This window comes from Halorientalis brevis, from assembly GCF_023077655.1.
This window is the reverse complement of sequence record NZ_JALLGV010000005.1, coordinates 213,277-239,701: the sequence shown is the minus strand read 5'-3', so window position 1 is coordinate 239,701 and position 26,425 is coordinate 213,277. Positions and strand designations below refer to the sequence as shown.

Genomic DNA, 26,425 nt, shown 5'->3' with positions numbered 1-26,425 from the left:
TTCGCGGAGGGGAATCCTCCCGGTATGACTGGCGGCTCGCAGGACGACGAGACAGGACGCGAGCGACGCGACCCGGACGCGCTCATCGCTCGCGCCGGCGTGCGCGGCGACCCCGATCAGGACCAGCACTTCCTGGTCGACGACCGCGTGCTCGACCGGTTGCCAAGCTACGCCACCGACGCCGGGTTCGACACCGGTCACGTGCTCGAAATCGGGGCCGGGACCGGCGCGCTCACTGACCGGCTGCTCGCCGTCGCGGACGAAGTCACCGCCGTCGAACGCGACCCGACCCTCGCGGCCTTCCTCCGCGAGGAGTTCGCTGACGACGTCGACGCTGGTCGACTCACCGTGATCGAAGGCGACGCCCTCGACGTCGAGCTGCCCGAGTTCACGTGCTCGGTGTCGAACCTTCCGTACGGGGCGTCGAGCGAGATCATCTTCCAGCTGTTGCCCCACGAGCGACCGCTCCTGGTCATGGTCCAGAAGGAGTTCGGCGAACGAATGGCTGCCGAGGCCGGGACCGACGACTACGGGCGGCTCTCGGTGACGGCGGGTCACTACGCCGACGTCGAGGTCGTCGAGCCGGTTCCGAAGGAAGCGTTCTCCCCGCCGCCGGCCGTCCAGAGCGCGCTCGTCCGGGCGACGCCGCGCGATCCCGAGTACACGGTGCCGGACGACGAGTTCTTCCTCGAGTTCGTGACGGCGGTGTTCACGCAGCGGCGCAAGACGATGCGGAACGCAGTTCGCAACACGGCGCACATTTCGGGCCTGGACGATCCCGACGCCGTGGTGGACGCTGCCGACGAGGAACTCATGGGAATGCGAGCCGGCAACGTGACGCCCGCGCAGTTCGCCGCCCTGGCGGAGTTGGCGTGGGAGGTCGGCGAGCCGACATGACTCTCCTGCGGTCGGTCGCCGCTCCACTCCTCCAGGCGGGGTGGGTTCAGTCTCTCGCCTCGACGGGAGACGAGCAGCTCCTGGCCAGTCTGGTCGTCGTGGCGGGGTTCGTCCTCGTGTTGTTCCTGATTCGAGCGCTGGGACCCCGGCTGAAAGAGCGCTATCCGGCAGACGACGTCGAAGCGGTCCAGGCGGTCCTGGTGACCCTCGCGGCCGCTGCGACGAGTTGGTTCCTCGTCGTCGTCTGGCGGATCGTCGACGAGGTGTTCGCCAGTCTGGCCGTCATCCGCGTCGGCCCACGTCAGGGAGCGCTCGCGTTGGTGGGCGTTCTCACACTCATCATCGCCTACACGCTGACTCGCGTCACCAGGGGCGTCCTCGAAGACCGCGGCGGTGACGTCATCACGGCCCATCGGCGAGAGGTCATCCATCACTTCCTGCAACTCGCCATCTACATCGTGGCGTCGACGTTCGTTCTCTCGCTGGCCGGCGTCAATCCGGCGAACCTGCTGGTCGGTGCCGGGGCCATCGGTCTCGTCGTCGGTCTGGCCGCCCGCCAGACGCTCGGCGCGATCCTCGCCGGCATCGTCTTGCTGTTTGCCCGCCCGCTCGAGGTGGGCGACTGGGTCGTCGTCGACGACAACGAGGGGATCGTCGTCGACGTGACGCTGTTCAATACAGAGCTGCGGACCTGGGACGACGAACACGTCATGATTCCCAACGACGAGGTCGCTTCGAGTTCTATCGTCAACCGCTCGCGTTCGGGCCGGCTGCGCGTGTCCTTCAAGATCGGGGTCGATTACGAGGCAGACGTCACTCGGGCGGCCGCTGTCGCAGAGGGAGCGATGAACGAGTGCGACGTCTCCCCGCTGCTCTCGAAACCGTCGCCCAGCGTCGTCGGCCGGGGGTTCGGTGACTCGGCCGTCCTCCTTGAATGTCGGTTCTGGATCTCGGACCCGAGCGCACGGCGGAAGTGGCGCACACAGACTGCCGTTATCCGGGCCGTCAAGGAGGCGTTCGACGAAGAAGGCATCAAGATCCCGTATCCGCAGCGCGAACTCACGGCCCGCGATGAGGGCGACGGGTTCAGACTCGCCGGCGACCGTCAGCCGACGGCACCGGCCGCGAACACGGACGGTGACCAGCAGTGACGGACCTGGCAGAGCGCAGAGAGCCCGACCTCGTGTATCAACCGGCCGAAGACTCTCGGTTGCTCGGCGACGCGACGCGCGAGTTCGTCGACGAGGGCGACGTGGTGCTCGACGTCGGGACTGGCTCCGGCTGGGTCGCAAGCGTTGCCGCCGAGGAAGGTGCGGATGTCGTCGGCGTGGACCTGAACCCGCACGCGTGCCGCGAGGCTCGCGACCGCGGCGTCCAGACCGTCCGCGGGGATCTCGTCGAACCGTTCCGAAACGACGCGTTCGACGCAGTGCTGTTCAACCCGCCGTACCTCCCGACCGATCCCGACGACGAAGGCGACGACTGGCTGGAAAAAGCGCTCTCGGGCGGCGAGACGGGCCGGGCCGTCGTGGACCCGTTTCTCGACACCGTCGGACGCGTCCTCAAGCCCGAAGGCGAAGTCCTCCTCCTCGTGTCCTCACTGACCGGGCTCGACGAAGTGACCGAGCGTGCTGCCGAGAACGGGCTCGCTACTGCGGAGGTCGCCAGCGAGAAGTTCCCGTTCGAGCGCCTGATCGTCCTCCGGGTGATAACCGACAATCATCAAACCGATTAGCAAATATTAAACGCCGTCATTTCGTATCCGTTCGTAATGCCTGAGGTAGTCACGACGACACCGGGTTTGTTCCCGTTGCCCGACTGGGCGAAAGACGAGCTATCGGAGTTGAAAGGCCATCAGAAGGCCGATCTGATTAGCGGTGACGAGGGGTCCGAGATTCAGGACGCCTACGAGCGCGGTCGCGCGGAAGTCGTCGACCGCCAGCAGGAGGCCGGCCTCGACCGGATCGTCGAGGGTCAACTCCGCTGGGACGACATGATCGCACACCCGCTCGCCGTCCACGACAACGTGGACACGAGAGGGATCGTCCGCTACTACGACAACAACAACTTCTACCGTGAGCCGGTCGTCACCGGTGACCTCACTGCTGCCGGTGACGTGGCGGCGGAACTCGAGGCGGCGAGCGAACAGGTCGATTCGGGGCTCCAGGCCGTGCTTCCGGGGCCGTACTCGCTCGCGGACCTGGCGACCGACGAGCACTACGGCGACGACGCGGCGTTCCTCGAGGGCGTCACCGAGTTCCTCGCGGGCGAGATCGCCGAGTTCCCCGAGGTCGAGACGCTGTTCCTCCTCGAACCGTCGCTGGTCGAGAACGCTCCCGGGGACGGCGCAGACGAGCGCGCCAGTGAAGCGATCGACGCCGTCGCGAGTGAGGCCGACGCCGACGTCGTGGCGCACACGTACTGGGGCGCGCTCGACGAGAAGGTCTACGCGCACCTGATGGACGCCGACGTGGACGCCATCGGCTTCGACTTCGTGGCCGACCACGAGGCGAACCTCTACAACATCAACGAGTACGGCACGAAAGACGACGTCGCCCTGGGGCTCGTCGACGGCCAGAACACGCTGGTCGAAGACCCCGAGACCATCGCGGAGCGCATCGAGTGGGTCGCAGACCAGACCCAGTCCACGGACTTCGAGACCGTGTACGCGACGATCAACACGGAGACGTTCTATCTACCGGTCAACAAGTTCGAGGCCAAGCTCGACGCCCTTGCTGCGGTCAACAAGACGGAGGTGGAAGCATGACGGACACGCGCGAACAGTTCCGACCCGAGAATCACCCGAACGATCACTTCCTGCTGACGACCGTCGTCGGGTCGTACCCGAAGCCGAAGTGGCTGAACCGCGCCCACGAACTCTTCGAGGACGAAGAGCACAGCTTTGACGACGACGATCTCGAAGAAGCGCTCGACGACGCCGCTCGGCTCATCACTGACGAACACGAGCGCTCCGGGCTGGACGTCGTGGTCGACGGTGAGATGCGACGCAACGAGATGGTCGAGTACTTCGCCCACCTCATCGAGGGCTACGAGTTCAACGGCCGCGTCAAAGTCTGGGGCCACAATTACTACGACAAGCCGTCCGTCGTCGACGACGTCGAATACGATCAGGAGTGGCTCGTCGACGAGTTCGAGTTCACCGACAGCGCGTCGGCCCGACCGGTGAAGGTGCCGATCACGGGGCCGTACACGCTCGCGAACTGGTCGTTCAACGAAGTGTACGACGACACCGAGGAACTGGCCTACGACCTGGCCGATCTGGTCAACGAGGAGATCGACCGCCTCGTGGACGCCGGTGCGAAGTACATCCAGATCGACGAGCCGGCACTGGCGACGACGCCGGACGACCACGCCATCGTCGGCGCGTGCCTCGACCGCATCGTCGACGACATTCCCGAGGACGTGCGCGTCGGACTGCACGTCTGCTACGGTGACTACTCGCGTATCTACCCCGAGATGCTCGACTACCCCGTCGACGAGTTCGACCTCGAACTCTGCAACGGCAACTACGAGCAACTCGACGTGTTCAAGGAAGAAGAGTTCACCGCGGACCTCGCGCTGGGGGTCCTCGACGTCCACGTCGCGGACGTGGAACCGGTCGAACAGATCAAGGAGAACATCAAGAAAGGCCTGGAGATCGTCCCACCGGAGCAACTGACGGTCTCCCCGGACTGCGGTCTGAAACTCCTGCCGCGCGAGGCGGCCTACAAGAAGATGGAGAACATGGTCCAGGCCGCTCGCGAGATCGAGGAAGAACTCGACGCCGGCGAGATCGACGTCGGTCACGCCGCACCCGCGGACGACTAACTGACCGCGCTCCGTTTTTTGGATCCCTTCGTTTCGAGCGACGAGGACGACGATTCAGATTGGGGTGGTGCTCAATCAGGGCGCCGTCCACCGCCTGTTTCGGTTTCACCACGGGCAACGTGTGCTCTATCGAGTGGCTGCCCGTTGCGGGACACAGCCTAGTTACTGGCGCAGAGACTCTACCGGAGAGCTGCCGCTACCGGGGTTGGTGCACAAAAAACGAAACGAGCGCGGTATTACGACGTCTTGGGGCCGGTGTCGGAGGCGAGCGTCGCGGAGTTGTCGCCTTCCGAGGACTCGTAGACCAGGCGGATGTCGTAGTCGTTGTTGACCCAGACCTTCATGTAGTCGCCGGAGACGACGGCACTGTCGCCGCCCTTCTCACTACTCGTCGTAGCTGCTCCGTTACTCGTTGCCGTGCTCCACTTCGTGTCAGCGCTCTCTACAACACTTGCTGCTGGGAAGATATCACCAGAACCAGTACCTAGACTTTTACCTGATGAATTAATGCTCTGTCCGCGCACGACCAGTTCGCTTGCCTTGATTGTGGCACCACCATCGTGCGTTACGGTAAGGTTCCCATACGAGTCGTCTTCCCAGGAGTTATAATCCCACGAGAACTTCGCCTGTGGCGTCTTGTTCGTCGACCCCCCGAGCCCGAGCACGAAGGAGGCAATGACTGCGGCCAGGATGACCGTGATCGCGACCATCAGGATGACCCCGATGACCGGACTGACTGCGTCGTCGTCGTGAAGCAGTTCGCGTACCTGCATGACGACCTCAACTTGTGAGGATTTGGATATAAAGGTGTCAGAGTGTTTATTTCAGTTCTGTGACTGTGTTCGGCCCTTTCGGCACCAGAACAGTGTTTTCACGCTGTGTAAATACCCGTATTGTAGCGGTTCTGTCTTGCGATTTTGTGGCGGTAGCCAGTATCATCTTCGATATTCCGAAGATGGGTGTGCGAAGTTACAAATTGGTGTGGTCGAAGGCGACTTGCGAGTCCATTGCGTCAGTCACTAACCTGGAACATCAGCCCTATCAATATATTCAGGACGTCTCACCTGCCTCGTCGATAGCTGCTCACGAGTCCATCCGGGAATCTCCGCTGTCGGTGAGTTCGATTCGGATCGGTTCCGCGTGATCGTCGGTCGTCGGTTCGATGCCGAGCAACTGGACTGCGATTGCGTACTGCACGTTCCGCTGCAGCGTCGTCGCGGCTTCGGCACTGTCGACGCCACTCAGCAGGTCGTCGGCCACGGCGCGTGACGAGTCTGCTGTCGACGCTTCGACGGCTGCGATCGCCTCGTCGAGAGCGTTCGCCACTGCGTCGGCGGCTTGCGGGGACAGCGGAACGAGTTGCTCGTTTGCCTCGGTGAAGATGCGAACGGTATCTCGCGTGAGGTCGATGTTGAACTCCGTGAGGGCGGCGCCGGTCCGGAGCGACGCGGCCATCCCCCGAGCTGCCGTCCTGTTTACAGCCAGTCCGAAATCGGCGGCTCGGACCCAGGCGTCGACGACGGAGCGCGGGGTATCACGGGAACGATCCGACTCGGCCGGAGTGGGTGGAGGGCCTTCCGTCATCGTACGTCGAGGTTCGCCGCTCGGCCGTGTATCGGTTTCGGCCGTCAGGCGTGACCAGAAACCGACCGAAGGCCGTTAGCCCCGGAGCGCTTCGACGGGATGTTCGTTGGCTGCCTTCCAGGCCGGATAGAGGCCGCTGAGTACGCTCGTTCCGACGCCGAACCCGAACGCTAACGCGAGGTACTGCAGATTCGACGCGTCGAGCACGATCGACGGGTCCTGAATCGCCACGTTCGCGACCAATGCGCCGATGCCGACGCTGAGTACCGTGCCGACGACGCCGCCGAACACGCCCAGCAGCGCCGCTTCGGTCAGCATGATCTTCAACACGTCGCGCTTCTGGAACCCGACGGCCCGGAGCACGCCGATCTCTTCGCGTCGCTCGACCGTGCTCATCAACATGACGTTCAGGATGCTGACGCCCGCGACCAGCAGGGAGATCGACCCGACGCCGAGCAGGAACACGTTGAGGAAGCCGAAGAAGCTGTTGATCTGCTCGGTGTAACTCGACATCTCGAACACGGAGACGGTCCGTTCGCGCTGGTTGAGCTGTCCCTTGATCGACATCGCCGTAGCGTTCGCGTCCTGTCCGCTCGCCGCCTCGACGATAACCTGGCTGTAGTTCCGGTTCGAGTGATCGAACGGCAGGATGATCGCGTCGTTCGGATCGACCGGACTGTACGAGCTCTGTTCTTCGAGGACGGCTCTGACGCGGTACGTCGACCCGTTGACGGCGATCGTGTTCCCGGGTTCGAGGTCGAACTGCTCGGCAGTTTCCGAGCCGACGAGGGCACCGCTCCGCAGCGGGTCCGGGACGCGCCCCATATTGGCGCTGTAGGGGGCCCCTGGTTTCGCCATCCGGTAGACCGACATGTGTGATTCCTGGCGACCGAAGCTGACGGAGTGTTGCTGACGACGCAGGGGAACGACCGTCGCCCCCGTCGCAACCCGTTCGATCTCCCTGACTTCGCGGTCGGTGAGCGGCTCGTACTCACCGGAGTCACTGCTCGGATACACGACGAGCTGGTCGCCGATGCTCCCGAGGTCCTGGGTCGCCTGCTGACGGAGCGACGCGCCCAACATCCCGAGCGAGGCGATCGCGACGACGCCGATGACGATCCCCAGGGCTGCGAGGACCGACCGGACCTTCGTCCGCGTGAGATTTCGGCTCGCCATCTTCACCGCCGGGAGCAACCGACCGATCACGTCGTCATCACCCCGTCGACGAGTTCGACCGTCCGATCGACGTAGTCGTTGACCTGCTCGTCGTGGGTGACCGCGATGACGGCGACGCCGTCCTCGGTGACGCGGGTGAACTCTTCGAGTATCTGCTCCCCAGTCTCCCTGTCGAGATTGCCAGTCGGCTCGTCCGCCAGGACGACGCGCGGGTCGTTGATGAGCGACCTGGCGATCGCGACCCGCTGTTTCTGCCCGCCGGAGAGTTCGGTTGGGCGGTGGTCCATCCGGTCGCTCAACCCGACGCGTTCGAGGAGGTCACGTGCCGTCTCCTCGATCCCCGACTCGCGGTCGAACATCCGGGGGACCGTGACGTTCTCGACGGCCGTCAGCGTCGGTAACAGGTAGAACTGCTGGAAGACGAATCCGATGGTGCGGTGTCGCTCGTGGGTGCGCCGCCGATCCGTGAGGTCGGTGACGTCCTCGTCGTCCAGGAGAACGCGTCCCTCCGAGGGAACGTCCAGCAGGCCGAGGATGTTCAACAGCGTGGACTTGCCGCTACCGCTCGGGCCCATGATCGAGACGAACTCTCCGGGTTCGATGGCGAAGTCGATCCCTTTCAGAGCCGTCAGCGTCCCGGCGCCGCTCTCGTAGCGCTTGACGACGCCCTGTGTCTCAAGTACCGGCACGACCCGCCCTCCACGACCGGAACACCACGGCACCGATGACGAGCACGACGAGACCACCGATCGCCGGCACGAGCAAGCCACCAGACGACGATTTGACCGGCTGTGCCGTCCTGTTGCCGACGCTGCCGGCCGTCGACACGGAAACCGTTCGATTGTAGCTGGTGCCTTTCGCTCGATAGGAGACCGTCAGTGGGATCGCGGAGACGTTCCCCGTCGTGCGCGCGTAGACGTCGAAGGAGACGAAATCGCTCTCGGGAACGCTCCCGACGAAGTACTCGCGACTTGGCGGTGCGGGCGAGACCGTCTCCGTGTCTGCGACTCGCACGATGACGCCGTCTGCCACCGTTGCGCCGACGTTGCTGGCACTCCCGGTCACGCGAAGCCGACCGTTCTCGCGAATCACGTTCACGCCCGTCAGTTCGATCCGCCCGGGAACCGATTTGATCCGCACCGCGTCCCTCGCCTGCCGGTGCTGATCGCCGACGTCGTAATTTGCGGCCATCGTCACGTCTGCAGTCGAGCCGGTGATCGTCGCGTTCACGCGTCGCGTCACCGACTCGCCGTCCGATACCTCCGAGATGAGCTTCGAGGGAACGGTCGCGTTCGCCGACTCGCCGCTGATGGTCACGTTCTCGATCGGGACGTTCCCTCGATTGAGCACGTCCACTTCGATCGTCGAGGTCCCCCGTTCGGGCGTCGTCGCTTCGACGAGGACGTTGTCGCGGAGCCGTTCGACGTCGACCGTGATCGTCTCTTCGACGACGCGTTCAGCACTGCCGTCGACCCGGTATCGCATCGTCGCCGTCAGCGGGTAGCTCCCCGCCGACTCGGCCTCGAACTCGAAGGATTCGGTCGTCGATTCGCCGCTCTCCATCGACGGGACGACGAACCGATCGTCGGCGAGCTGGAGACGCTCGCTCGTGAGGCGGACGTTGACGTTCTGTGCCGTGGTCGAGAGGCCGTTGGCGACCGTGATCGTCCCGGTCCCTTCGGTGCCGGCCGCCGTCTCGTTGGCCTCCATGTCCAGTTGCGGATGATGATCCTCGACGGAGACGGTGACTGGGTACCGCACGTGGACGCTGTTGCCGTCGGGTTTCTCCCCGATAACGTGTATGCGAAGCTGTTTCGTTCCGGGGGTCTCGAACGTCGTCGTCAACGGGACCGACAGCGACGAGTCGGGGGCGACGTTCCCGGCGTCGGTGAGTCGGACCAGTTCGGTCCCACCGGCACTCCGGACTGTGATCACGTTGACCTCGACCACGTCGCTGCTGTCTCGGAGGTTCTGAATCGTCGGTTCGATGGTAACCGACTCCCCCGGCGCTGGATTCTCCGGAGACGTCGTCACGTTCGAGACCGCGACGTACGTCGACGCGGCGGTCGTGTTCTGTGCGCTTGCCGTCCCAAGCGGGACGGCGGTAACCGTCAACCCTGCAACGAGCAGGAGGGCGAGTACTCTGTGCATTGGTAGCGGGATGGAAGGGTGTCAGCCGATCCACCGAGCGTCGTCGCTGCCGGTCGCGGCACCGGCGGGTCGTTGGCCCGCTCGATGACTCTGGCGGGACTCGTGAGGGGTATCAGGGCTGACATGGTTTGGATGGGACACGTCACGAGCGGGCCCTGACGACGCGCTGTCTGTAGCAGTCGCTCGACTCACGGACCCCCGATCTGTGTCGACCTCTGTACTCGCGTCGACGACCGTCTGCGTCAATAATCTTCCAGACCAGTTACTGAACCAGCAGTTGTGGGGTAGTTTTATGTATCTGAACCGATCTTCTAACCGGCCGATCGGGGTCGGCAGCCAGGTTTCGTCAGTCGACGGTGGGATTTCCAGGCAGTGAGGACGGGTATTCCGATTTAAACGGGTGGAACACGAACTACGTCCCAAGACGATGTACGATACTATTCTCGTTCCGACTGATGGCAGCGAACACGCGGTCCAGGCGGCCGAACACGGGCTGGCGCTCGCACGCCTGTTCGACGCGACCGTCCACGTCCTCACCGTCGTCGACGTGGACGGCGCAACCGGGCCGTTCGACGAAGCGGACGCAGACGAGGACCTGGTTACCCATCTCGAAGCAGCGGGTGAGGACGCGATCGAATCGGTCGAAGCAGTCGCGACCGATGCCGACCGCCTCCAGACCGACGTCGTCACGGGAGAACCGGCAGAATCGATCCTCGAATACACGGCGTCACACGACGTCGATCTCGTCGCCATGGGAACGCACGGCCGCACGGGGTTGGATCGGTACGTCACGGGGAGCGTGACGGAGCACGTCGTTCGGCACGCCGACGTCCCAGTGCTTTCAGTCCGGGCTGGCTCGCATGCTGCACCCGGAGAGTACGACAACGTCCTGATTCCGACCGACGGGAGCGAATACGCCTCCGTGGCTATCGATCACGGACTCGCGATCGCAGAACGAGCCGACGCTCGCGTTCACGCCGTCAACGTCGTCGATCTCGGTGATCTCGCCGCGAGTCCGAGCCTCACTACGCCGACCGAACTCGCGTCACGGTTCGAATCGGCAGGCGAGGACGCCACGGAGGTAATCGCCGGGCGCGCCCGAGCCGCCGGCCTCGACGTGTCCACCGAGGTCCGCGAGGGCGTCCCCGCGAAGGACCTCATGCAGTACGCCGACGGCAACGACGTCGACCTGATCGCGATGGGGACGCACGGACGGACCGGCCTCAGCCGGTATCTGCTGGGGAGCACGACCGAGCGAATCATTCGGCACGCCGATATGCCCGTGCTCGCCGTCAATGCCCAACCGGCGGACGACTGAGGCCGAACGTCCTTCTCAGATGTGGGCCGCGTCCCACCGCGTCGCTTTGCGCTGGTTGTCACACTCGTTGCACACGATGCGCCCCATCGGGTCCATGGCCGTGTCGAACGAGGCGCAGTTCGCGCAGAACCAGCCGTATCGCGACTCGCAGTCCCGCGACGTGTAGGCCGCGTAGAACGGTCCCTTGCTCCCGCGAGCCCGTTCGCTGTAATCGACGTACAGCGTCTTCCCGTCTGCGGTCGTCTCCGGCTGGACGACGTTTTCGGCCGGCTCGATGTCGCTGTAGACGTTCTCGGTGTACGTTTCGCCGGCGATTTCGACCGATCGCGTGTCGACCAGTTCGAATCCGCGCTCGGTGTAGAACGCGTTGCCGGCGTCGTGGGAAGCGAGGACGAGCCCCTCGTGATGCTCGGCGCCCTCGTCGCTGAGCTCCGAAACCGTCTCCTCGAACAACCGTTCGGCGACGCCCTGGCCGCGATACGCCGGATCGACGTGCAGCCACTGGATTTCGCCGACCGTCGTGCGGTGGTCGACGAGTTCGCTCTGGGCGAACCCGGCGAGGTCGTCCTCGACCTCGGCGACCAGCAGGAGGACGTCGAGGTCGTGACACAGGCTCTCGACGGCGTCGTCGCCGTACCACCCGTCGACGGCCGCGTCTCTCGTCTCCTCGTCGATGATGTCGCCGTACGATTCGGTCAGTGAACGCCGGACGATTCGCCTGACGTCGCCCGCGTCCGCCGCCGTCGCTTCGCGGATCTCCATACGACACGGTCTCTCTCGACAGTTAAATACCGGTCGGCGAACTCTCGGTGACTGGGAATCCCGACCCGTGCCCGCCGACCTGAGACAGTCGTCGCCCGGGCTGAGACCGTGGGAGTCGGTGTGCTCGTCCCGTCTTCAGAGTCCCCAGAAGGCAACGATGCCGACGGTCGTCACGACCGCGAGGAGTAACTGTATGAGGCGACCAACGCGGACGAAGTCGCGGAACTCGTACTGACCGGGGCCGTAGACGAACAGGTTGGTCTGGTAGCCGACCGGCGACATGAGCGCCGTACTGGCCGCGAACAGGAAGACGATGTCCGGTGGAGCCAACGAGCACGGGGCCGGCCGTCAGCGTAGCCATTCGTTCCTCCGGGATCGGGCGATAGCTAAACTGTCCTTCACGGAGCATCGAGCCCCGCCGCTTTTGTCGCGGGACCGACTACCACAGCGGCATGGGCAGTCAGGACGTACATCAGGAGGTCGACGCGGTCGCCGAGGACATCGCGACGATGGAGACGCGGGGGGCGGCGACGATCGCACGTGCCGTCGTCGACGCCCTGGCGACGCAGGCGGAAGCCAGCGACGCGGAGTCGCCGGCAGCGTTCGTGGCCGAGATGCGCGCGGCCGCGCAGACACTCCACGACACGCGTCCGACCGCCGTCAGTCTCCCGAACGCGCTCCGGTTCGTCTTCCGGCAGATGGACGGCGAGTCGGTCGAACAGTTGCGGGCCTCGGCCGTCGCCGCCGCCGACCGCTTCCGCTCACAACTGGAACGTGCACAGGACGACCTGGGCCGGATCGGCGCGAACCGACTCCGCGACGGCGACACCGTTATGACCCACTGTCACTCGACGGACGCGCTGGCCTGCGTCGAAGCCGCAGTCGAGCAGGGCAAAGAGCTGTCGGCCATCGTCAAGGAGACGCGGCCGCGCAACCAGGGACACATCACCGCCGCCGCGCTCCGCGAGATGGACGTGCCGGTGACGCTCGTCGTCGACAGCGCCGCCCGCCGGTATCTCGACGAGGCCGACCACGTGCTGGTCGGTGCAGACTCGATCGCTGCCGACGGCTCCGTCATCAACAAGATCGGGACGAGCGGGCTCGCCGTGCTGGCCCGCGAGCGTGGTGTCCCCATCATGACCGCCGCGCAGACGATCAAGCTCCATCCGGCCACGCTGACCGGCCACACAGTGGAAATCGAGATGCGCGACGAGAGCGAAGTCATCAGCGAGCAGGACCGTTCGGACGTCGGCGAGCTGGAGGTGTTGAACCCGGCGTTCGACGTGACGCCACCCCGCTACATGGACGCCATCGTCACCGAGCGCGGCCAGTTCCCACCGGAGAGCATCGTGACGTTGATGCGCGATATGTTCGGTGAGGGAACTGATGACCCCTGGGAGACCGACGATTTCTGACGGCGTGGGGGCGAACTATTTACCTCCGTCTCCCGAATTGAACCAGTTGTGGCTCGTGTCATCTGTGCCGGCCACGTCAACTGGGACGTGACCCTCCGCGTGGACCACCTCCCGGCCGCCGACGGCGAAGCGTCCATCACGGAGCAACAGCAGTCGGGCGGCGGGAGCGCCTCGAACGTCGCCTGCGCGCTGGCCGCGCTGGACGTCCCGACGGCGCTGCTCGGGAGCGTCGGGACCGACGAGAACGGTCATCTCGCGAGACGAGCGCTCTCCGAGGCCGGCGTCGACTGCGCGCCGCTGGTGACCGTCGAGGGCGAGACGGCCGTCAAGTACCTCGTCGTCGACACTGACGGCGAACTCATGGTGCTCGGCAACGACGGCGCGAACGAGTCCTTCGACGCGACCGACCTCTCCGACGACGCGCTCGCCGCCGCTGACCACCTCCACCTCACGAGTCAGGACCCCGAGACCGCAGCGTCGCTCGCAGCACGCGCCAGCGAGGCCGGCCTCTCCGTCAGCTTCGATCCCGGCCGACGAATCCACGCTCGCAATTACGCCGAGACCCTGTCGCTCGCCGATCTCGTCTTCCTGAACAAACGCGAAGCGACGACGGCTATCGAGGAGCACTTCGGACCGATCGAAGACCTCGCCAGGGTGATCGCGATCAAACACGGCGGCGACGGCGCGGAAGTGCTGACGCCCGACGGCGAGTACGCCAATCACGACGGCTTCCCGGTCGACGCCGTCGACACGACTGGTGCCGGTGACGCCTTCGCCGGCGGCTTCATCGCGTCGATGCTGGACGACGAGACGCCGACACGCCCTGATTACGAGCGCGCGCTGGCTGTCGCGAACGCCTGTGGCGCACTTGCTGCCAGTGAGTGCGGGGCGCGCACCGATCTCTCCTGGGAGCGCGTCGAGTCGACGCTTGCAGACCGATAGCGCTGGACCGGGTTATCGCGGCGTCTCCGTGCCCCACTTCTCGAGCGCGGTCGCCAGTTCGGGCACCGCCTTGGCCTTCTCGTGGATGTCCTGACCGGCAGTGGCCGCGTCGACGGCTGCCCGGAGCGCTTTCGCGCCGGCGTGCGTTCCGTCGGGGTGCCCGTGAACGCCGCCACCGGCCTGGACGCCGATGTTGGTCCCGACGCGGTCGACGAGTTCCGGGACCAGGCCGGGGTGCAACCCACCGGAGGCCATCGGGAGCACGTCGTTCATCCCGTAGAGATCGCTGTAGAGCCACTCGTTGATGCCTACGGTGTCTTCGTTTTCGAGCTTTCCAAGGTCTGCGGTGCCGGTGTGGAGTTGATCGACGCCACAGAGCCGACCGATCTGTGCCAGGACGCGCATGGACACGCCGTGGGTGGGGATACGGTCGAAGGCCGCGTGCATGGCGCGGTGGGCGTGGATCGCGAGCCCGTGCTTCTCACAGCGCTCGCGGACGCGCTGGACGGCCGCCCAGCCGGTCGTGATGACGTCGACCATCACGTACTCGCAGCCGTGTTCCGCGGCCATGTCGACCCGTTCGAGCATCCGTCGGGTGTCGGCCGTCACGTTCACGAGGTAGGATTTGGTCTCACCCGTCTCCTCCTCGGCGCGGTCGCGGGCGGCCAGACTCTCCGTGAGGCGGTCGGCGAAGGGATTGAACTCCTGGTCGGTGAGGTTCTCGTCGTCTTTGAGCAGGTCGAGGCCGCCGGTCCAGGCCTCCTCGCCGACGGTGACGTGCTGCTCGGTCGAGAGGCCGACCTTCGGCTTGGGGACCGTCGCCGTGATCGGCCGGTCGCCGGCATCGAAGATGTCCTGGCGGACGTTCGTTCCGAACTGGGGACCGGGGAACGACGTGGCCAGCGGCTCGGGCCAGTCGCAGTCGAGCAGGCGAATCCGCTCGACCGCTTTCATCCCCATGATGTTCCCCGCGATGCAGGAGAGCACCTGCGCCATGTTGCCGTGTTCGAACAGTTCGTCCGGGTACGCGACGGTGATCCGGCCGCGCTCCTCGTCGATAGCACAGGCCGTCGCCGACAGGTCGGTGATCGAGCCTTCGACCTGGAGCTCCGCCCAGGTGCCGTTCGAACTCTCGGAGGCGACGCGGCTGGCGGCCGCTTCCATGTCCATGTCCGTTGCCGGCTCGATGGCGAACTCACAGACGAGTTCGTCGGCGGCGGGGTCGTACGCCAGGTCGAGAAAGTCCTCGTAGGTGATGCCGGGCATACCCTCTCCTTGGTGGGCGCGTCGTATAAAACTCGGAGGCGATTACAGGACGGCCCCGACGACCTGGAAGAGGAGGACGTACGCCAGCAACACGGGCGTGAGGTAAATCAGGCCGACGATGACGAACCCGAGTCTGTCGTGGCGGAACTGCCAGACGTGCCCCGCGATCGCGGTGAGGACCGCGAGGATTCCAGCGATCGTCCAGTGAGGGGCGAACTGCATCGTCCCGGTGAGCGTGAACACCGCCACGAGCGCTGCCGCTCCGGTGTAGACGTACTTGAACGCGTGCTCGCGCCGGGAGATCGAGCCGGCGAGCGCGGCGACGAGTGGGAGGCCCACCACCGCAGCGACGAGCGACGAGAACAGCGTCTCCGCGCCGAGCGGCACTTGCAACACGATCTTTCCGCGGTCGTCGTCGCGGAACCGACGCCCTGGCCGCCAGGTCATACCTCTGCTCCCCATTCGATTTGCATATACCTTCCGACCCGTCGCTCGGGAAGGACGACGGGGAGCACGCGGCGATGTCGGACCCAGCCGAGGCTGCAGTCGTGGTGCTGGACGACGAAAAAATGAAAATCGCAGGTTCGTGAGTACGGGTCCGCGTTCGGACGACGCCGCGCGCGACACGAACAGCGGTCGCGCGTCGGCGGCTTACGCGTCCTCGTAGACCCAGGGTTCGTCGGAGCGCTCGTAGTCGACGAGTTCCTCTTCGTCGAAGAACAGGTCGATCTCGCGCTCGTTGGCACCGGGGTCCTCGTGGTCGGAGCCGTGGATGATGTTCTGGCCGAGGTCCAGACCGAAGTCACCGCGGATGGTGCCCGGCTGGGCCTCTTTGGGGTCGGTCGCGCCCATCATCTGGCGGACCTGCCGCGTCGCGTCGGCACCTTCCCAGACCATCGCCATGACGGGTCCGGACGTGATGAACGCGACGAGTTCGTCGAAGAACGGCTTGTCCTGATGTTCCGCGTAGTGCTGGTTGGCGAGTTCCTCGTCGATCTGCATGAACTTCGCGCCGGCCAGCTTCAGACCGCGTTCTTCCAGGCGGCTGATGATCGTCCCGACGAGGCCGCGCTGAACGGCGTCGGGCTTAGCCATGACGAACGTCCGCTCGTCGTTGCTCACGCCTCAGCCTCCTCTTCGTCCTCGTCCTCGGCGTCACCCTCGTCGGCGTCCGCTTCCTCGGCCTCGTCGTCGGCCTCCGCAGCGTCCGCTTCGTCCTCGGTGGCCTCCTCGGCCTCTTCGAGGTCGGGTGCGGCTTCGGATTCGTCCGCTTCCTCGGTCTCTTCCGGTTCCGATTCGGCTGGCTCCTCGCTCTCGACGGTCTGGCCACCGGCGGCCTGGCCGGACTCGGTCCACTCGACGTCGCGCGGTTCGCGACCGAGGTCCGCGTTCTTCTCGCACTTCGAGGAGCAGTAATCGACGGTCGATCCGTCGTTGAGGACGAGCAGCGTGCCCGTTCCGGGCTCGATGTCGTCCCCGCAGTAGTCACACTCGCGCGTTCGTGGCATTATTGTCCTCCGATCTGGTCTGCCTCACGGGCAGTCTCGCGGAGCTGCAGCACGTCGCCCTCGCGGACTGGCCCGAGGACGTTCCGCGTGATGATACGCCCCTGATTCTCGCCTTCGCGGATTCGACACTTGACCTGCATGGCCTCGCCATGCATCCCGGTCGTGCCGACGACTTCGATGACCTCCGCGGGCGTCGAACCGCCGTCGCCTTCAGATTCCTCTGCACTCATCTAAACCACCTACTGGAGGTCCTCGAGTTTCTCGGCGATGTCGTCGACGTCGCCGCTCGCCTCGCCCGCATCGACGATGGCTGCAGCGGCGCTGCCGACTTCAAGACCGGCGGCGTGACCGACGTCAGTCTGGGACTCGACGAAGAGGTACGGAACCTCTTTCTCGTCGGCCAGCTCGGGGAGGTGCATCACGATCTCCTCCGGCTGAACGTCCTCCGCGACGAAAACGAGATCTGCGTTCCCGCGTTCGACTGCTTTGGTCGTCTCGTTCGTTCCTTTCTTTACACTACCCGTGTCTCGTGCTACCTCGAGTGTCTCGAGGGCGTCCTCAGCGAGATCCGCTGGGACATCGAAATCAACGTATACTGGCATTGGTTGTTCACCTCCCGCGCGTGGGCTCGCGCTCCCCCGCCTGGAGGGCCGGCTGTAACCCGGTCTCGGTTGCCGCCGACAGGAGTCGGCTGCATCCGGTGCTGAGTTACAGCCGGCCCGATGTAGTCCTAAGAGGCTAGGAGCATCATCAACCCCGCGCAGGCTGTATCCGTCATTGAACCATGCCCTGCTAAAAGCGCTTTCGATGCCGAAAAGGGCGTGTCAGAACTCCGCACATGCCTGGGGACCATCGGGTCGCGAGTGGTCCCCACTGTCTCCGCCTATCCACTCGTTCGCTCGCCCAGCGTGTGGGCTGCCTCACGGGCTTCGTCGACGAGCGTCGACACGATCTCATCAGCGGGGAGCACGTCAGTCGCCAGTCCCGCGCTCTGACCCGCGTACATCGGGAGCGCCTCGACGTTCCCCTCCATGTCCGGAAGCGGCGGATCGTCGCCGTAGCGCTCGACGGGATTGCCAGCCGCGTCGCTCGCGACCGTCTCGTCCTCGCCGGGCCGATCCCCTGCCGGTGGTTTCCCGGCCGCGATCCAGTCCTCGACCGTACTGTTGCGTAGCGTCCTGTGGTCGGTCCCGGGCCACCCCTTGTCGAACAGCTGTGAGTGAACGGTGGCTTCGGACGGGGCCTGGCCGACGCTGCGCTTGTACTCCTGGTGGGCGGCCGCTTCCTCGGCGGCGACGAAGCGCGTGCCCAGCCAGGCGCCGTCCGCGCCGAGTGCGAGCGCTGCGGCTACGCCGCGTCCGTCGGCGATACCGCCCGCTGCGACGACCGGAACGTCGTCCTCGGCCGCTGCGTCTGCGATCTGCGGGACCAGCGGCATCGTCGCGACGTCGCTCTGGACGTGCCCGCCGGCTTCCCACCCCTGGGCGACCAGTACGTCGACGCCTGCGTCGATCGCCGTCTCGGCTTCGGCGACGGACCCGACGGTCTGCATCACGAGCCTGCCGGCGTCGTGGACCCGGTCGACGTACGCCGAGCCGTCGCCGAACGCGAACGACACGATTTCGACGCCCGCGTCGAGACACGCGTCCAGGTGGTCCGCCGTCGGCCGCTGACGTGCTTCCGGGTCCAACACGAGATTGACGCCGAAAGGGGCGTCAGTGGCTGCCTGGGTTTCCTCGATGACTGTCCGCGTCTCGTCGAGATCTCGCCAGGTGACCGCGAGCATCCCGAGGCCGCCGGCGTCGGAGACGGCGGCGGCGAGTTCGGGACAGGAGACGCTCCCGATCGGTGCCTGGACGATCGGATAGTCGATACCGACCGCCGCACAAAGTGGCGTGTGGAGGGTGGGCATAGCTGGCTGCACGCGGCTCACGGGCAAAAAACGCGGGGAGATGCCGCCTCTGAGCGACCGGCACATCCAAAGGGCCGGACGGCCACTGGCCGAGTATGTTGGAGGAGGTCGTCGCTGCGCTCCGCAGCGAGGCGCAGGCGACGAACGAACGTCGGCTGCTGGTGCTCACCGGTTCACCGGCTACCACTCGTGGAGCCGTCGCCGACGCGATCGACGCTGCCGACGTCCCGGTGGCCGAGTCCACCGTCGTCGGCCCGGAGCGGATTCTTCCCTGTGAGCGCCTCTCAGTGAGCCAGTCCAGCGACCTCCTGGGTCGAACGCAGGCGGCTATCGTGCTCGACCTCCACGGCGCTTGCCGACCGAACGCGCTCGGCCGGGCCGTCGGCGCCGTCGACGGCGGCGGTCTCCTGGTCTTGCTCGCGCCGCCGCTCGACGAGTGGCCGCGACACCGCGACGAGTTCGACGAGACGCTGGCGGTCCCACCGGCGACGATCGAGGACGTGGCCGGCAACTTCCGCTCGCGACTCGTCGAGACGCTCCGCGTCCACCCTGGGATCGCGGTCGTCGACGCCGACGAGCGGACGGTCGTCCGCGACGGGCTGACGAACCCGGCCCCGCGCTGGCGACCGGACAGTGGGGCGATCTCACGGCCGGCAGCGACTCATTTCCCAGAGGACGTGTTCGACGCGTGCGTGACCGACGACCAGGTCGCGGCCGTGCAGGCGTTCGAGCGACTTCGCGACGACGGACATGCGCTCGTCGTGGAGGCCGACCGCGGCCGCGGCAAATCGAGCGCTGCAGGGCTGGCCGCGGCAGCGCTGGCACTCGACGGCCGCGACGTGCTCGTGACGGCGCCCCAGTACCGCAACGCGGCAGAGGTATTCGCCCGTGCACGCGAACGATTCGAGGCCGAGGGGATCGACGTGCCAGACGAGGCTGCCCCTCGTGACCTCAGAACCGACGATGGGCGAGTCCGATTCCTGCGAGCGACGGACGCGGTCACTCTCCCGGACGATCCCGACGTCGTCGTCGTCGACGAGGCGGCCGCGCTACCCGTCCGGGTTCTCGAATCGTTCCTCGCCGCGCCGGCCGTCGCGTTCACGACGACCATCCACGGCTACGAAGGGGCGGGTCGCGGATTCTCGGTCCGGTTCCGGGACAGGCTCGACGAGAGCGACCACGAGGTGACCGAGATCACGCTCGACGAGCCGATCAGATACGCCGGCGGCGACCCCGTCGAAGTCTGGGCGTTCCGCGCACTCCTGCTCGATGCCCGCCCGGCGGTCGCACAGGTCGTCGAATCCGCGACTCCCGACGCCGTCGAGTACGCCGACCTCACCACTGCCGACCTCCTGGCAGACGAGCAACTGCTCGGGGAGGTGTTCGGGTTGCTCGTCCTGGCCCACTACCGGACCGAACCCGACGACCTCGCACGACTCCTCGACGCCCCGAACGTCACTGTCCGGGCACTCCTGTTCGACGGACACGTCGTCTCGGTCGCGCTCCTGGCGCGAGAGGGCGACCTGTCTGCCGAGACGCGCGCGGAGATGTACGACGGCGGTCGCATTCGCGGGAACATGCTGCCGGACGTGCTCACCACGCAACTCCGCGACGAGTCCGCTGGCAGTCCCGTGGGGCTGCGCGTCCTCCGGATCGCCACGCATCACGCCGTCCGCTCGCGCGGGCTCGGGTCGGCCCTGCTCGGCGCGGTTCGCGAGGAGTTCGCCGACGACGTGGACTGGCTGGGCGTCGGCTACGGCGCGACACCGTCGCTCGTCCGGTTCTGGGCGGCGAACGGCTACACGCCGGTCCACCTCTCGACGACCCGCAACGACACCAGCGGCGAGTACTCCGCACTCATGCTCGACCCGACGAGCGACGCGGGCCGCGCCCTCTGCGATCGGCACACGGAGCAGTTCCTCGCTCGCATCGGCGGCGTCCTCGCCGATCCCCTCTCCGACGCAGATCCGGACGTCGTCCGGGCGACGCTCTCGGCAGTCGACAGGGAGTACGACCCCGACCTCGCCGAGTGGGAGTGGCGCCACGTCGCAAGCGCCGCGATCGGTCCCGGCCTGTTCGACATGGCCCCCGACGCGTACCGCCGGCTCGCCGTGACGTACTTCGCGTCCGATTCCTCGACGCTGTCCGAGCGCCAGGAACGGCTCCTGGTGTTGAAGACGCTGCAGAGTCGTCAGTGGGACGACGTTGCCGACGCGCTGGAATTCCACTCGACCGCTCAGTGTATGCGCGCCCTCGGTGACGCGCTCGAACCGCTCGTCGACGAGTTCGGGACCGCTGTGGCTCACGAGGAGGTGGATCGCTACCGATGATGGACGCGGTCGTTCCGCTCGCCTCGGTGCTCGGGAAAGACCTGCTGACCTGGGTCGCACTCGGAGTGGCGCTGCTCGGCGTGGTTGGCAGCGCGGTGCCGCTGCTCCCCGGCGCACTGCTCTCGCTCTCGGGACTGTTCCTGTACTGGTGGCACACCGGCTATTCCGATCCGTCACTGCTCGTGCTCGTGGTATTGACCTCGCTCGCGCTCCTGGTCGTCGTGCTCGACTGGTTCGGCGGCGCCGTCTCGGCGAAGGTCGGCGGCGCGTCGACGAGGACGGCGACAGCCGCGGGGCTGGTCGGGCTCCTACTCTTTTTCGTCGCCGGCCCGGTCGGTATTCTCCTGGGCGTCACTGGCGTCGTCTTCCTCGCCGAGTTCAGTCGGACCGGAGACCCACAGGCGAGCGGTCGAACCGCGATCTACACGACCATCGGGATGCTCGCGTCGACCGTGGCCCAGGTCCTGTTGACCGCGCTGTTTTTCCTCGGCTTCCTGCTGGCCGTGTTCGTCTGAGGGAAAAACACCTTACCGGCGACGCTGAAGTTAGGACATGGTCAGTTGTACCGAGGAGGGGTGTGAGGAACGCGCGGCCGTGATGCTACACATTCCGTGGGCCGAGAACCGGGAGGTGTGCCTGGGGCACGCGCGGGGCTGGTCGCAAAAAGACGGGGTCGTTGCCGATCCGCTCGAGGAAGCCGACGAGGAGTTGCCCTGACTACTCCAGGTCGATCTCCATCATCACTTCGTCGACGTAGTCGCCGCCCATCTTGTAGTGGTCCTGGCGACGCGCTTCCTCGTGCCAGTCGTGTGCTTTCAGGAACTCGATGGCGCTCTCGTTCGTCGAGGGGACGCTGTTGTAGATTTTCTCGTAGCCGTGAGCGTTCGCCCACTCCAGACCGCGCTGGAGGAGATGGCTCCCGATGCCGTGCTGGCGGTACTCGTCCAGCACGCCGACGGTCAGTTCCGCCGTGTGCCGTAGCTTCTCGATCTCCGGGTGATTCAGGTGGACCCACCCGACGACCTCGCTGTCCACGCAGGCGACGAAGAACATCCGCGACTCCAGTTCGTTGTGCCGGAGCAGGACCTCTTCGTGGTCGATCATGTCCGCGATGTTCTCCGCGATGACGTACGAACCGTCGCCGACGACCGACCGCATCACGCCGACCAGGCCACTGATGTCTTCCTGACGAGCCTGTCGAATCGTGTATTCGATCTCGTCTTCCTGGTACTCCTCTTCGGCCGCCTCGTCGTAGGCAATCTGGAGCTGACCGGCGTCGGTTTCCTCCAGCACGCCGTCGCGCCGGAGGATCGCCACGTGATGCCCGAACTCGCGGGGCTCCATGTGCAGGGCCTCCCGGGTCCCGTCCGGGTCTACCTTGCCGTGTCTCTCGACGTAGTCGTAGATGTCCTTGCGACCCCGGTGCCCGAACTCGAGCTGCTCGGTAAGCTCCATGACACTCGTTACCATCTGACGATACTTAACTGTTGATGCGATTCGAAGACGGACCGACCAGTAGGCGGGGAAGCGGCTCGCTCCCGGATAGGGGACTTCCTTCGTGGGAGAAAAACCGGTCTGCGGGTCAGTCGTCGGCTGGTGCCGGTCGGCCCGGGACGTGCGTCAGCATCGCGGCGACGTCCTTGATGTTGTGCGTGTCGATGAGCAACTCGGCGGCGTTCCGGACCGTGTAGTCGGCGTCGTGCTCGACGCCGTAACAGCGGGTGTACAGTTCGAGGTACCCGTTAAGCGTCTCGTGGAGTCGTTCGAACTCCCACTCCGCGAACTCGACGCCCCAGTCGTTGGCGCGGGCGTCGACGTACACCATCACTGTGGGACCCAGCCCCTCGCGCAGGTACTCCATGGCCCGCTCTTGGGCGGGGGGATCGGCCGGCGGCTCGAAGTCGGCCCGGTCCGACCGGTACTGCTGGGCCAGCGAACGGATGCGGTCGGCGTACGCCGAGGGGGTTTCGCTCATGTGATTCCTGGTGTCGACCGCGTTGCGTCAGCCCTGCTTGTACTCGACGCCTTTGCCACCGGAGGGATGCTCCCAGTGGGTGTCGGCGACGATGGCGCAGGTGCCACACTCCACGCAGGGCTGCGTGTCGAGGCTGACGAGGTGTTCTTCGCTGCCGTTGGTCTTGACCTTCTCGTCGCGGTAACAGCCGCCACCGAAGTCCTTGGCGCTCACCGGACACGCCGTCACGGCGTCCCCGCTCGCGGCGAAGGAGTTGTCGACGAGTTCGATGTGCGGATCGCCCACGTCGTAGGTCAGGTCGCCGATCCGATCGGCGAGGTCCGGCGTCTCGATGGTGTTCTCGTCGGTGATCCGGTCCCCGAGCTTCTCTCCGAGCACCGTCGGAATCGTCACGTACGGGAGCTTCGTGTCCGGCATGATCGACATCACGAACGGGGAGTTGAAGCCCCACTCGAGGACGCCGGTCATCTCGGCGACCTGCATGCCGACGCTGCCGAGCGGCGACTTCACGACGCGTTCGCCCAGGGACGTGACGCGCTCGTTCTCCGCGATGGCGCTCGAGAGCTGGTACTGCGGCGGTCGGAGCTTGTCCATGACGCCCTCGGTGTTGAGCTTCTGCTCGTACAGCGCTCCGGCGTTGGATTCGTCGCCCCGTGCTTGCGCCTCCGAGAACGCCTCCGCGGCGAGCGCGCCGGCCGTCACGGCGTGGTTCATCCCCTTGATGATGGGACCCTGGGCCTGCATCTGCCCGGCGGCGTCGCCGACGAGCAGCAATCGGCCCTTGTGGGGCGAGGGATGGGCGACCTTCTTCGAGTCGGGGACGAGTTTCGCGCCGTACTCGACCTCGTCGTAGTCGTCGCCGAGCCACTGCGCGAGCAGCGGATGGGTCAGCAGCGCGTCCAGCAGTTCGTGGGGTTCGGCCTGCTCGGCGACGAGCGAGTCGAGGTGGAAGACCGTCCCGATCGAGAGGGTGTCCTCGTTCGTGTACAGGAGCCCACCGCCGCGAACGCCCTCGAACAGGTCGCCCGAGAACAGGTGGGCCTCGCCCTCGTCCTCGCTGATTCCGAACCGGTCTTCGATGGCGCCGTCGGGCATGTCGACGATGGCCTTGACGCCCTGGAACCACTCTTCGGGTTCGTCCCAGTCCATCAGGCCGGCGTCCCTGGCGAGTTCGGAGTTGACGCCGTCGGCCGCGATGATGACGTCGGCTTTGATCGGATCGAGTTCGTCTAACGTGACGCCGACGATTTCGCCGGCCTCCCGCAGGAGCCCGTTGACTCGAACCCCCGTCAGGAGGCCACCGCCGGTCTCGCGCGTCTTCTCGTGGACGCGGTCTTCGAGCCAGCCGTCCATCCGGCGGCGCAGGACCGAATCGCACCACTCGGTGTCCGTGTGGTGGAGGTCCGTCATGTCCACGGTCTTGACCTTGTCGCCGGCGACGTTGTGGAGGTAGTACTCGTCGGCGGGCCGTTCGGTCGCCTCCTCACGGAAGTCCGGGAACAGGCCGTCGATGGTGTACGGCGCGGACTCCTCCGCGTAGATGAGCCCGCCGGAGACGTTCTTCGAGCCGGCTTCCACCCCGCGCTCTAAGACGAGCGTCTCGACGCCGTTGTTCGCGAGCGCTGCCGCTGCTGCTGCGCCGCCGGGACCGGCCCCGACGACGATCGCTTCGTAGTGTTCGTACTCGTCAGTCATCTGACTCACCCCGCCCGTCCGCGATTGCTTTCACGTCCAGTTCCCCTTTCTCCAGCGATTCGATCAGTTCTGGCAGCACGTCGAACAGGTCGCCCTCGATGAAGTAATCCGAGAAGTCCACGATGTCGGCGTCCGAGTCGGTGTTGATCGCGATGATCGTGTCGGACTCGTCCATCCCGACCTTGTGCTGGACCGCACCGGAGATGCCGGCTGCGATGTACACGTCGGGTTCGACGACCTGTCCGGACTCGCCGATCTGGCGGTCCATGGCGACGTACTGCTCGACGTGGCCGGCGAACTGATACGACGCCGTGATGACCCCGCGCGAGAGGCCGAGGTCGGCCTCCTCGAACTGGTCGACCAGATCGAGGCCCAGTTCGATGCCTTTCGTCGGGTCGTCGCCGATCCCGCGGCCGAGCGCGACGATGACGTCGTTCCCCGACAGGTCGACGCCGCTGTCGAGCTGGTCGTAGTCGGTCACGTCGACGCGGAACCAGTCGTCGTCGAGCGGCATCTCGTGTTCGACGATCTCGCCCTCGCGCTCGGCGTCGGGGTCGGGCAGATCGAAACTCCCCGGGATCACCGACGCGCCCTGCGGATGGAACTCGCGGAACGGCTTGTCGATACAGAGGATCGTCGAGTACTCGAACCCGGAGAAGTCCGGGCGCTTCATGTGCAGGATGCGCTCGAACTCCTTCTTGTCGCCGGGTTTCCCCGTCTTGGCCGGGTTCGAGATCATCGCCTCCTCGATGAACAGGTCCGAACAGTCGCTGGCCAGACCCGAGTCGAGTTCGCCCTGCACCAGCGCCGAGAGGTCGCGCCCGTTGTTCGTCGCGGGGAAGACCGTGTAGCGCGGCTCGTCGTAGTCGCGCCAGTCTTCCGCTTCTCGGTCGTCGCGACCGTACGGATGGCCCGCACCGCGCGCCATGTCGCAGAAGATCTCGGTGTAGGACTTGTGGCGGAACCGCTCCAGGCGGTCGTCTTCGAGGTACACCACGACGTCTGCGCCGTAGGCGATACACTCCTCGGCCAGCTCCTCGACGGAGTCGCCGATCAGTACGGCGACGACGTTCTCGTCGGCGTCGTAGTCGTCGTTGTACTGGTCCATCAGATCCCGGGCCTTCCCGAGCATCTCCTTGGACACGTCGATGAGGTCGCCCTGCTGGGTCTCGCAGTACACCCACATGTCCTCGTAGACGCCGTCCTCGATGGCGTGGACCCACTGTTTGTCCGCGGTGGGGTGGTCGAGTTCCGGATGCTTCTCCTCGGGCGGAACGTACTCCAGTTCCTCACCCTCGCCCTCGTCTTCGCTGCCCTCGACGGACTCGATTCGGCTCTCGATCTGTTCTTTCGCCGACGAGCGGTCCTTGCCCGCTTCCTCGCGTTCGAGCATGTCGCGCAGGACGTCGGCGTCGTCGACGTCGCGCACCAGATTGGCGATGTCGGCGACGGTCTGTTCCGAGAGATCGACCTCGCTCGGGTCTACCGCCTCGTCTTCGCCCGAGAGTTTCTCGATGCGACTCTCGATCAGTTGCTTCACCGGCGCCCGGTCTTCGCCCTCTTCTTCGAGGGCGAGCATCTCCTCGAGTTCCTCGACGTCGTCGACGTCCTTGATCTTCGGCCCGAGGTCTGCGATCTCGTGGTCGGTTGGGTCGATTGCTGGCAT

General features: G+C 65.8%; 29 protein-coding genes. 11 read left to right on the top strand and 18 right to left on the bottom strand.

What is annotated here, in order from left to right; all coding sequences use genetic code 11:
* Positions 1–24: 24 nt before the first annotated feature.
* The 5 genes from MU553_RS13180 to MU553_RS13160 are packed head-to-tail and all read left to right on the top strand — an operon-like array spanning position 25 to position 4,725.
* Positions 25–897, top strand: a complete 873-nt coding sequence (locus tag MU553_RS13180) for a 16S ribosomal RNA methyltransferase A (protein ID WP_247378468.1) — start codon at positions 25–27, stop codon at positions 895–897.
* Entirely contained in the window at positions 894–2,048 is a 1,155-nt protein-coding gene (locus MU553_RS13175) for a mechanosensitive ion channel family protein (RefSeq protein ID WP_247378467.1), read from the top strand. Before MU553_RS13180 ends, MU553_RS13175 begins: the two co-directional genes overlap by 4 nt.
* The gene (locus MU553_RS13170) at positions 2,045–2,632 is read left to right on the top strand and encodes a HemK2/MTQ2 family protein methyltransferase (protein WP_247378466.1); all 588 of its coding nucleotides are present in this window, start codon (positions 2,045–2,047) and stop codon (positions 2,630–2,632) included. Before MU553_RS13175 ends, MU553_RS13170 begins: the two co-directional genes overlap by 4 nt.
* Before the next feature lie 36 nt (positions 2,633–2,668).
* The gene (locus MU553_RS13165) at positions 2,669–3,664 is read left to right on the top strand and encodes a 5-methyltetrahydropteroyltriglutamate--homocysteine methyltransferase (RefSeq protein WP_247378465.1); all 996 of its coding nucleotides are present in this window, start codon (positions 2,669–2,671) and stop codon (positions 3,662–3,664) included.
* Positions 3,661–4,725: a methionine synthase gene (locus tag MU553_RS13160; protein WP_247378464.1), complete on the top strand. Its 1,065-nt coding sequence runs from the start codon at positions 3,661–3,663 to the stop codon at positions 4,723–4,725. Before MU553_RS13165 ends, MU553_RS13160 begins: the two co-directional genes overlap by 4 nt.
* A gap of 236 nt (positions 4,726–4,961) precedes the next feature.
* Here the strand turns inward: MU553_RS13160 and MU553_RS13155 are convergent, their stop codons facing one another.
* From MU553_RS13155 to MU553_RS13135, 5 genes are all read right to left on the bottom strand, one after another.
* The gene (locus MU553_RS13155; protein ID WP_247378463.1) at positions 4,962–5,498 is read right to left on the bottom strand and encodes a type IV pilin domain-containing protein; all 537 of its coding nucleotides are present in this window, start codon (positions 5,496–5,498) and stop codon (positions 4,962–4,964) included.
* 310 nt (positions 5,499–5,808) lie between these two features.
* On the bottom strand, positions 5,809–6,180 hold the full coding sequence (locus tag MU553_RS13150) for a hypothetical protein (protein ID WP_247378462.1): 372 nt from the start codon (positions 6,178–6,180) through the stop codon (positions 5,809–5,811).
* Between the two features lie 204 nt (positions 6,181–6,384).
* Positions 6,385–7,485: an ABC transporter permease gene (locus MU553_RS13145; protein WP_247378461.1), complete on the bottom strand. Its 1,101-nt coding sequence runs from the start codon at positions 7,483–7,485 to the stop codon at positions 6,385–6,387.
* Between the two features lie 26 nt (positions 7,486–7,511).
* A complete protein-coding gene (locus MU553_RS13140; RefSeq protein ID WP_247378460.1) occupies positions 7,512–8,174 on the bottom strand; it encodes an ABC transporter ATP-binding protein in 663 nt (220 codons plus the stop codon).
* Positions 8,161–9,636, bottom strand: coding sequence for a CARDB domain-containing protein (locus tag MU553_RS13135; protein ID WP_247378459.1), 1,476 nt, complete (start codon positions 9,634–9,636; stop codon positions 8,161–8,163). Before MU553_RS13135 ends, MU553_RS13140 begins: the two co-directional genes overlap by 14 nt.
* A gap of 427 nt (positions 9,637–10,063) precedes the next feature.
* Between MU553_RS13135 and MU553_RS13130 the strand changes: the two genes are divergently transcribed.
* Positions 10,064–10,954, top strand: a complete 891-nt coding sequence (locus MU553_RS13130) for a universal stress protein (protein WP_247378458.1) — start codon at positions 10,064–10,066, stop codon at positions 10,952–10,954.
* 15 nt (positions 10,955–10,969) lie between these two features.
* Here MU553_RS13130 and MU553_RS13125 read toward each other — a convergent pair whose 3' ends face one another.
* On the bottom strand, positions 10,970–11,716 hold the full coding sequence (locus MU553_RS13125) for a GNAT family N-acetyltransferase (protein ID WP_247378457.1): 747 nt from the start codon (positions 11,714–11,716) through the stop codon (positions 10,970–10,972).
* A 135-nt stretch (positions 11,717–11,851) separates the two neighbouring features.
* Positions 11,852–12,046: a hypothetical protein gene (locus tag MU553_RS13120; RefSeq protein WP_247379050.1), complete on the bottom strand. Its 195-nt coding sequence runs from the start codon at positions 12,044–12,046 to the stop codon at positions 11,852–11,854.
* Between the two features lie 122 nt (positions 12,047–12,168).
* On the opposite strand from MU553_RS13120, the gene MU553_RS13115 reads away from it, so the two are divergent.
* Together MU553_RS13115 and MU553_RS13110 are read left to right on the top strand one after the other, a co-directional pair.
* A complete protein-coding gene (locus MU553_RS13115; protein WP_247378456.1) occupies positions 12,169–13,131 on the top strand; it encodes a ribose 1,5-bisphosphate isomerase in 963 nt (320 codons plus the stop codon).
* Between the two features lie 48 nt (positions 13,132–13,179).
* On the top strand, positions 13,180–14,073 hold the full coding sequence (locus MU553_RS13110) for an ATP-dependent ribose-1-phosphate kinase (protein WP_247378455.1): 894 nt from the start codon (positions 13,180–13,182) through the stop codon (positions 14,071–14,073).
* 12 nt (positions 14,074–14,085) lie between these two features.
* Here MU553_RS13110 and rbcL read toward each other — a convergent pair whose 3' ends face one another.
* The 7 genes from rbcL to MU553_RS13075 all read right to left on the bottom strand — a co-directional run bounded on the left by rbcL (position 14,086) and on the right by MU553_RS13075 (position 18,825).
* A complete protein-coding gene (gene rbcL, locus MU553_RS13105) occupies positions 14,086–15,339 on the bottom strand; it encodes a type III ribulose-bisphosphate carboxylase (protein WP_247378454.1) in 1,254 nt (417 codons plus the stop codon).
* A gap of 42 nt (positions 15,340–15,381) precedes the next feature.
* A complete protein-coding gene (locus MU553_RS13100; RefSeq protein WP_247378453.1) occupies positions 15,382–15,786 on the bottom strand; it encodes a hypothetical protein in 405 nt (134 codons plus the stop codon).
* A 204-nt stretch (positions 15,787–15,990) separates the two neighbouring features.
* A complete protein-coding gene (gene ndk / locus MU553_RS13095) occupies positions 15,991–16,461 on the bottom strand; it encodes a nucleoside-diphosphate kinase (RefSeq protein ID WP_247378452.1) in 471 nt (156 codons plus the stop codon).
* Entirely contained in the window at positions 16,458–16,847 is a 390-nt protein-coding gene (locus tag MU553_RS13090) for a 50S ribosomal protein L24e (RefSeq protein WP_247378451.1), read from the bottom strand. The genes ndk and MU553_RS13090 overlap by 4 nt, the downstream gene beginning before the upstream one ends.
* Positions 16,847–17,077, bottom strand: a complete 231-nt coding sequence (locus MU553_RS13085) for a 30S ribosomal protein S28e (RefSeq protein WP_247378450.1) — start codon at positions 17,075–17,077, stop codon at positions 16,847–16,849. Before MU553_RS13085 ends, MU553_RS13090 begins: the two co-directional genes overlap by 1 nt.
* 9 nt (positions 17,078–17,086) lie before the next feature.
* Positions 17,087–17,449 (bottom strand): 50S ribosomal protein L7Ae, encoded by a 363-nt coding sequence (rpl7ae, locus tag MU553_RS13080; protein ID WP_247378449.1) that lies wholly within the window; start codon positions 17,447–17,449, stop codon positions 17,087–17,089.
* Between the two features lie 281 nt (positions 17,450–17,730).
* Positions 17,731–18,825: an NAD(P)H-dependent flavin oxidoreductase gene (locus MU553_RS13075; RefSeq protein ID WP_282594302.1), complete on the bottom strand. Its 1,095-nt coding sequence runs from the start codon at positions 18,823–18,825 to the stop codon at positions 17,731–17,733.
* 29 nt (positions 18,826–18,854) lie between these two features.
* Here MU553_RS13075 and tmcA point away from each other — a divergent pair, with 29 nt between their 5' ends.
* Genes tmcA through MU553_RS13060 form a run of 3 tightly spaced genes read left to right on the top strand, consistent with a single transcriptional unit; the run spans position 18,855 to position 21,806 of the window.
* A complete protein-coding gene (tmcA, locus tag MU553_RS13070; protein ID WP_247378447.1) occupies positions 18,855–21,089 on the top strand; it encodes a tRNA(Met) cytidine acetyltransferase TmcA in 2,235 nt (744 codons plus the stop codon).
* On the top strand, positions 21,086–21,604 hold the full coding sequence (locus tag MU553_RS13065; RefSeq protein ID WP_247378446.1) for a DUF456 domain-containing protein: 519 nt from the start codon (positions 21,086–21,088) through the stop codon (positions 21,602–21,604). Before tmcA ends, MU553_RS13065 begins: the two co-directional genes overlap by 4 nt.
* Positions 21,605–21,641: 37 nt before the next feature.
* Positions 21,642–21,806, top strand: a complete 165-nt coding sequence (locus MU553_RS13060; protein ID WP_247378445.1) for a DUF8014 family protein — start codon at positions 21,642–21,644, stop codon at positions 21,804–21,806.
* On the opposite strand, the gene MU553_RS13055 is transcribed toward MU553_RS13060, so the two are convergent.
* From MU553_RS13055 to MU553_RS13040, 4 genes are all read right to left on the bottom strand, one after another.
* Positions 21,807–22,544, bottom strand: a complete 738-nt coding sequence (locus tag MU553_RS13055) for a GNAT family N-acetyltransferase (RefSeq protein ID WP_247378444.1) — start codon at positions 22,542–22,544, stop codon at positions 21,807–21,809.
* A gap of 127 nt (positions 22,545–22,671) precedes the next feature.
* Positions 22,672–23,064, bottom strand: coding sequence for a DUF8055 family protein (locus tag MU553_RS13050; RefSeq protein ID WP_247378443.1), 393 nt, complete (start codon positions 23,062–23,064; stop codon positions 22,672–22,674).
* A 27-nt stretch (positions 23,065–23,091) separates the two neighbouring features.
* Positions 23,092–24,759, bottom strand: a complete 1,668-nt coding sequence (locus MU553_RS13045; protein ID WP_247378442.1) for an FAD-dependent monooxygenase — start codon at positions 24,757–24,759, stop codon at positions 23,092–23,094.
* Entirely contained in the window at positions 24,752–26,425 is a 1,674-nt protein-coding gene (locus MU553_RS13040) for an electron transfer flavoprotein subunit alpha/FixB family protein (protein ID WP_247378441.1), read from the bottom strand. The genes MU553_RS13045 and MU553_RS13040 overlap by 8 nt, the downstream gene beginning before the upstream one ends.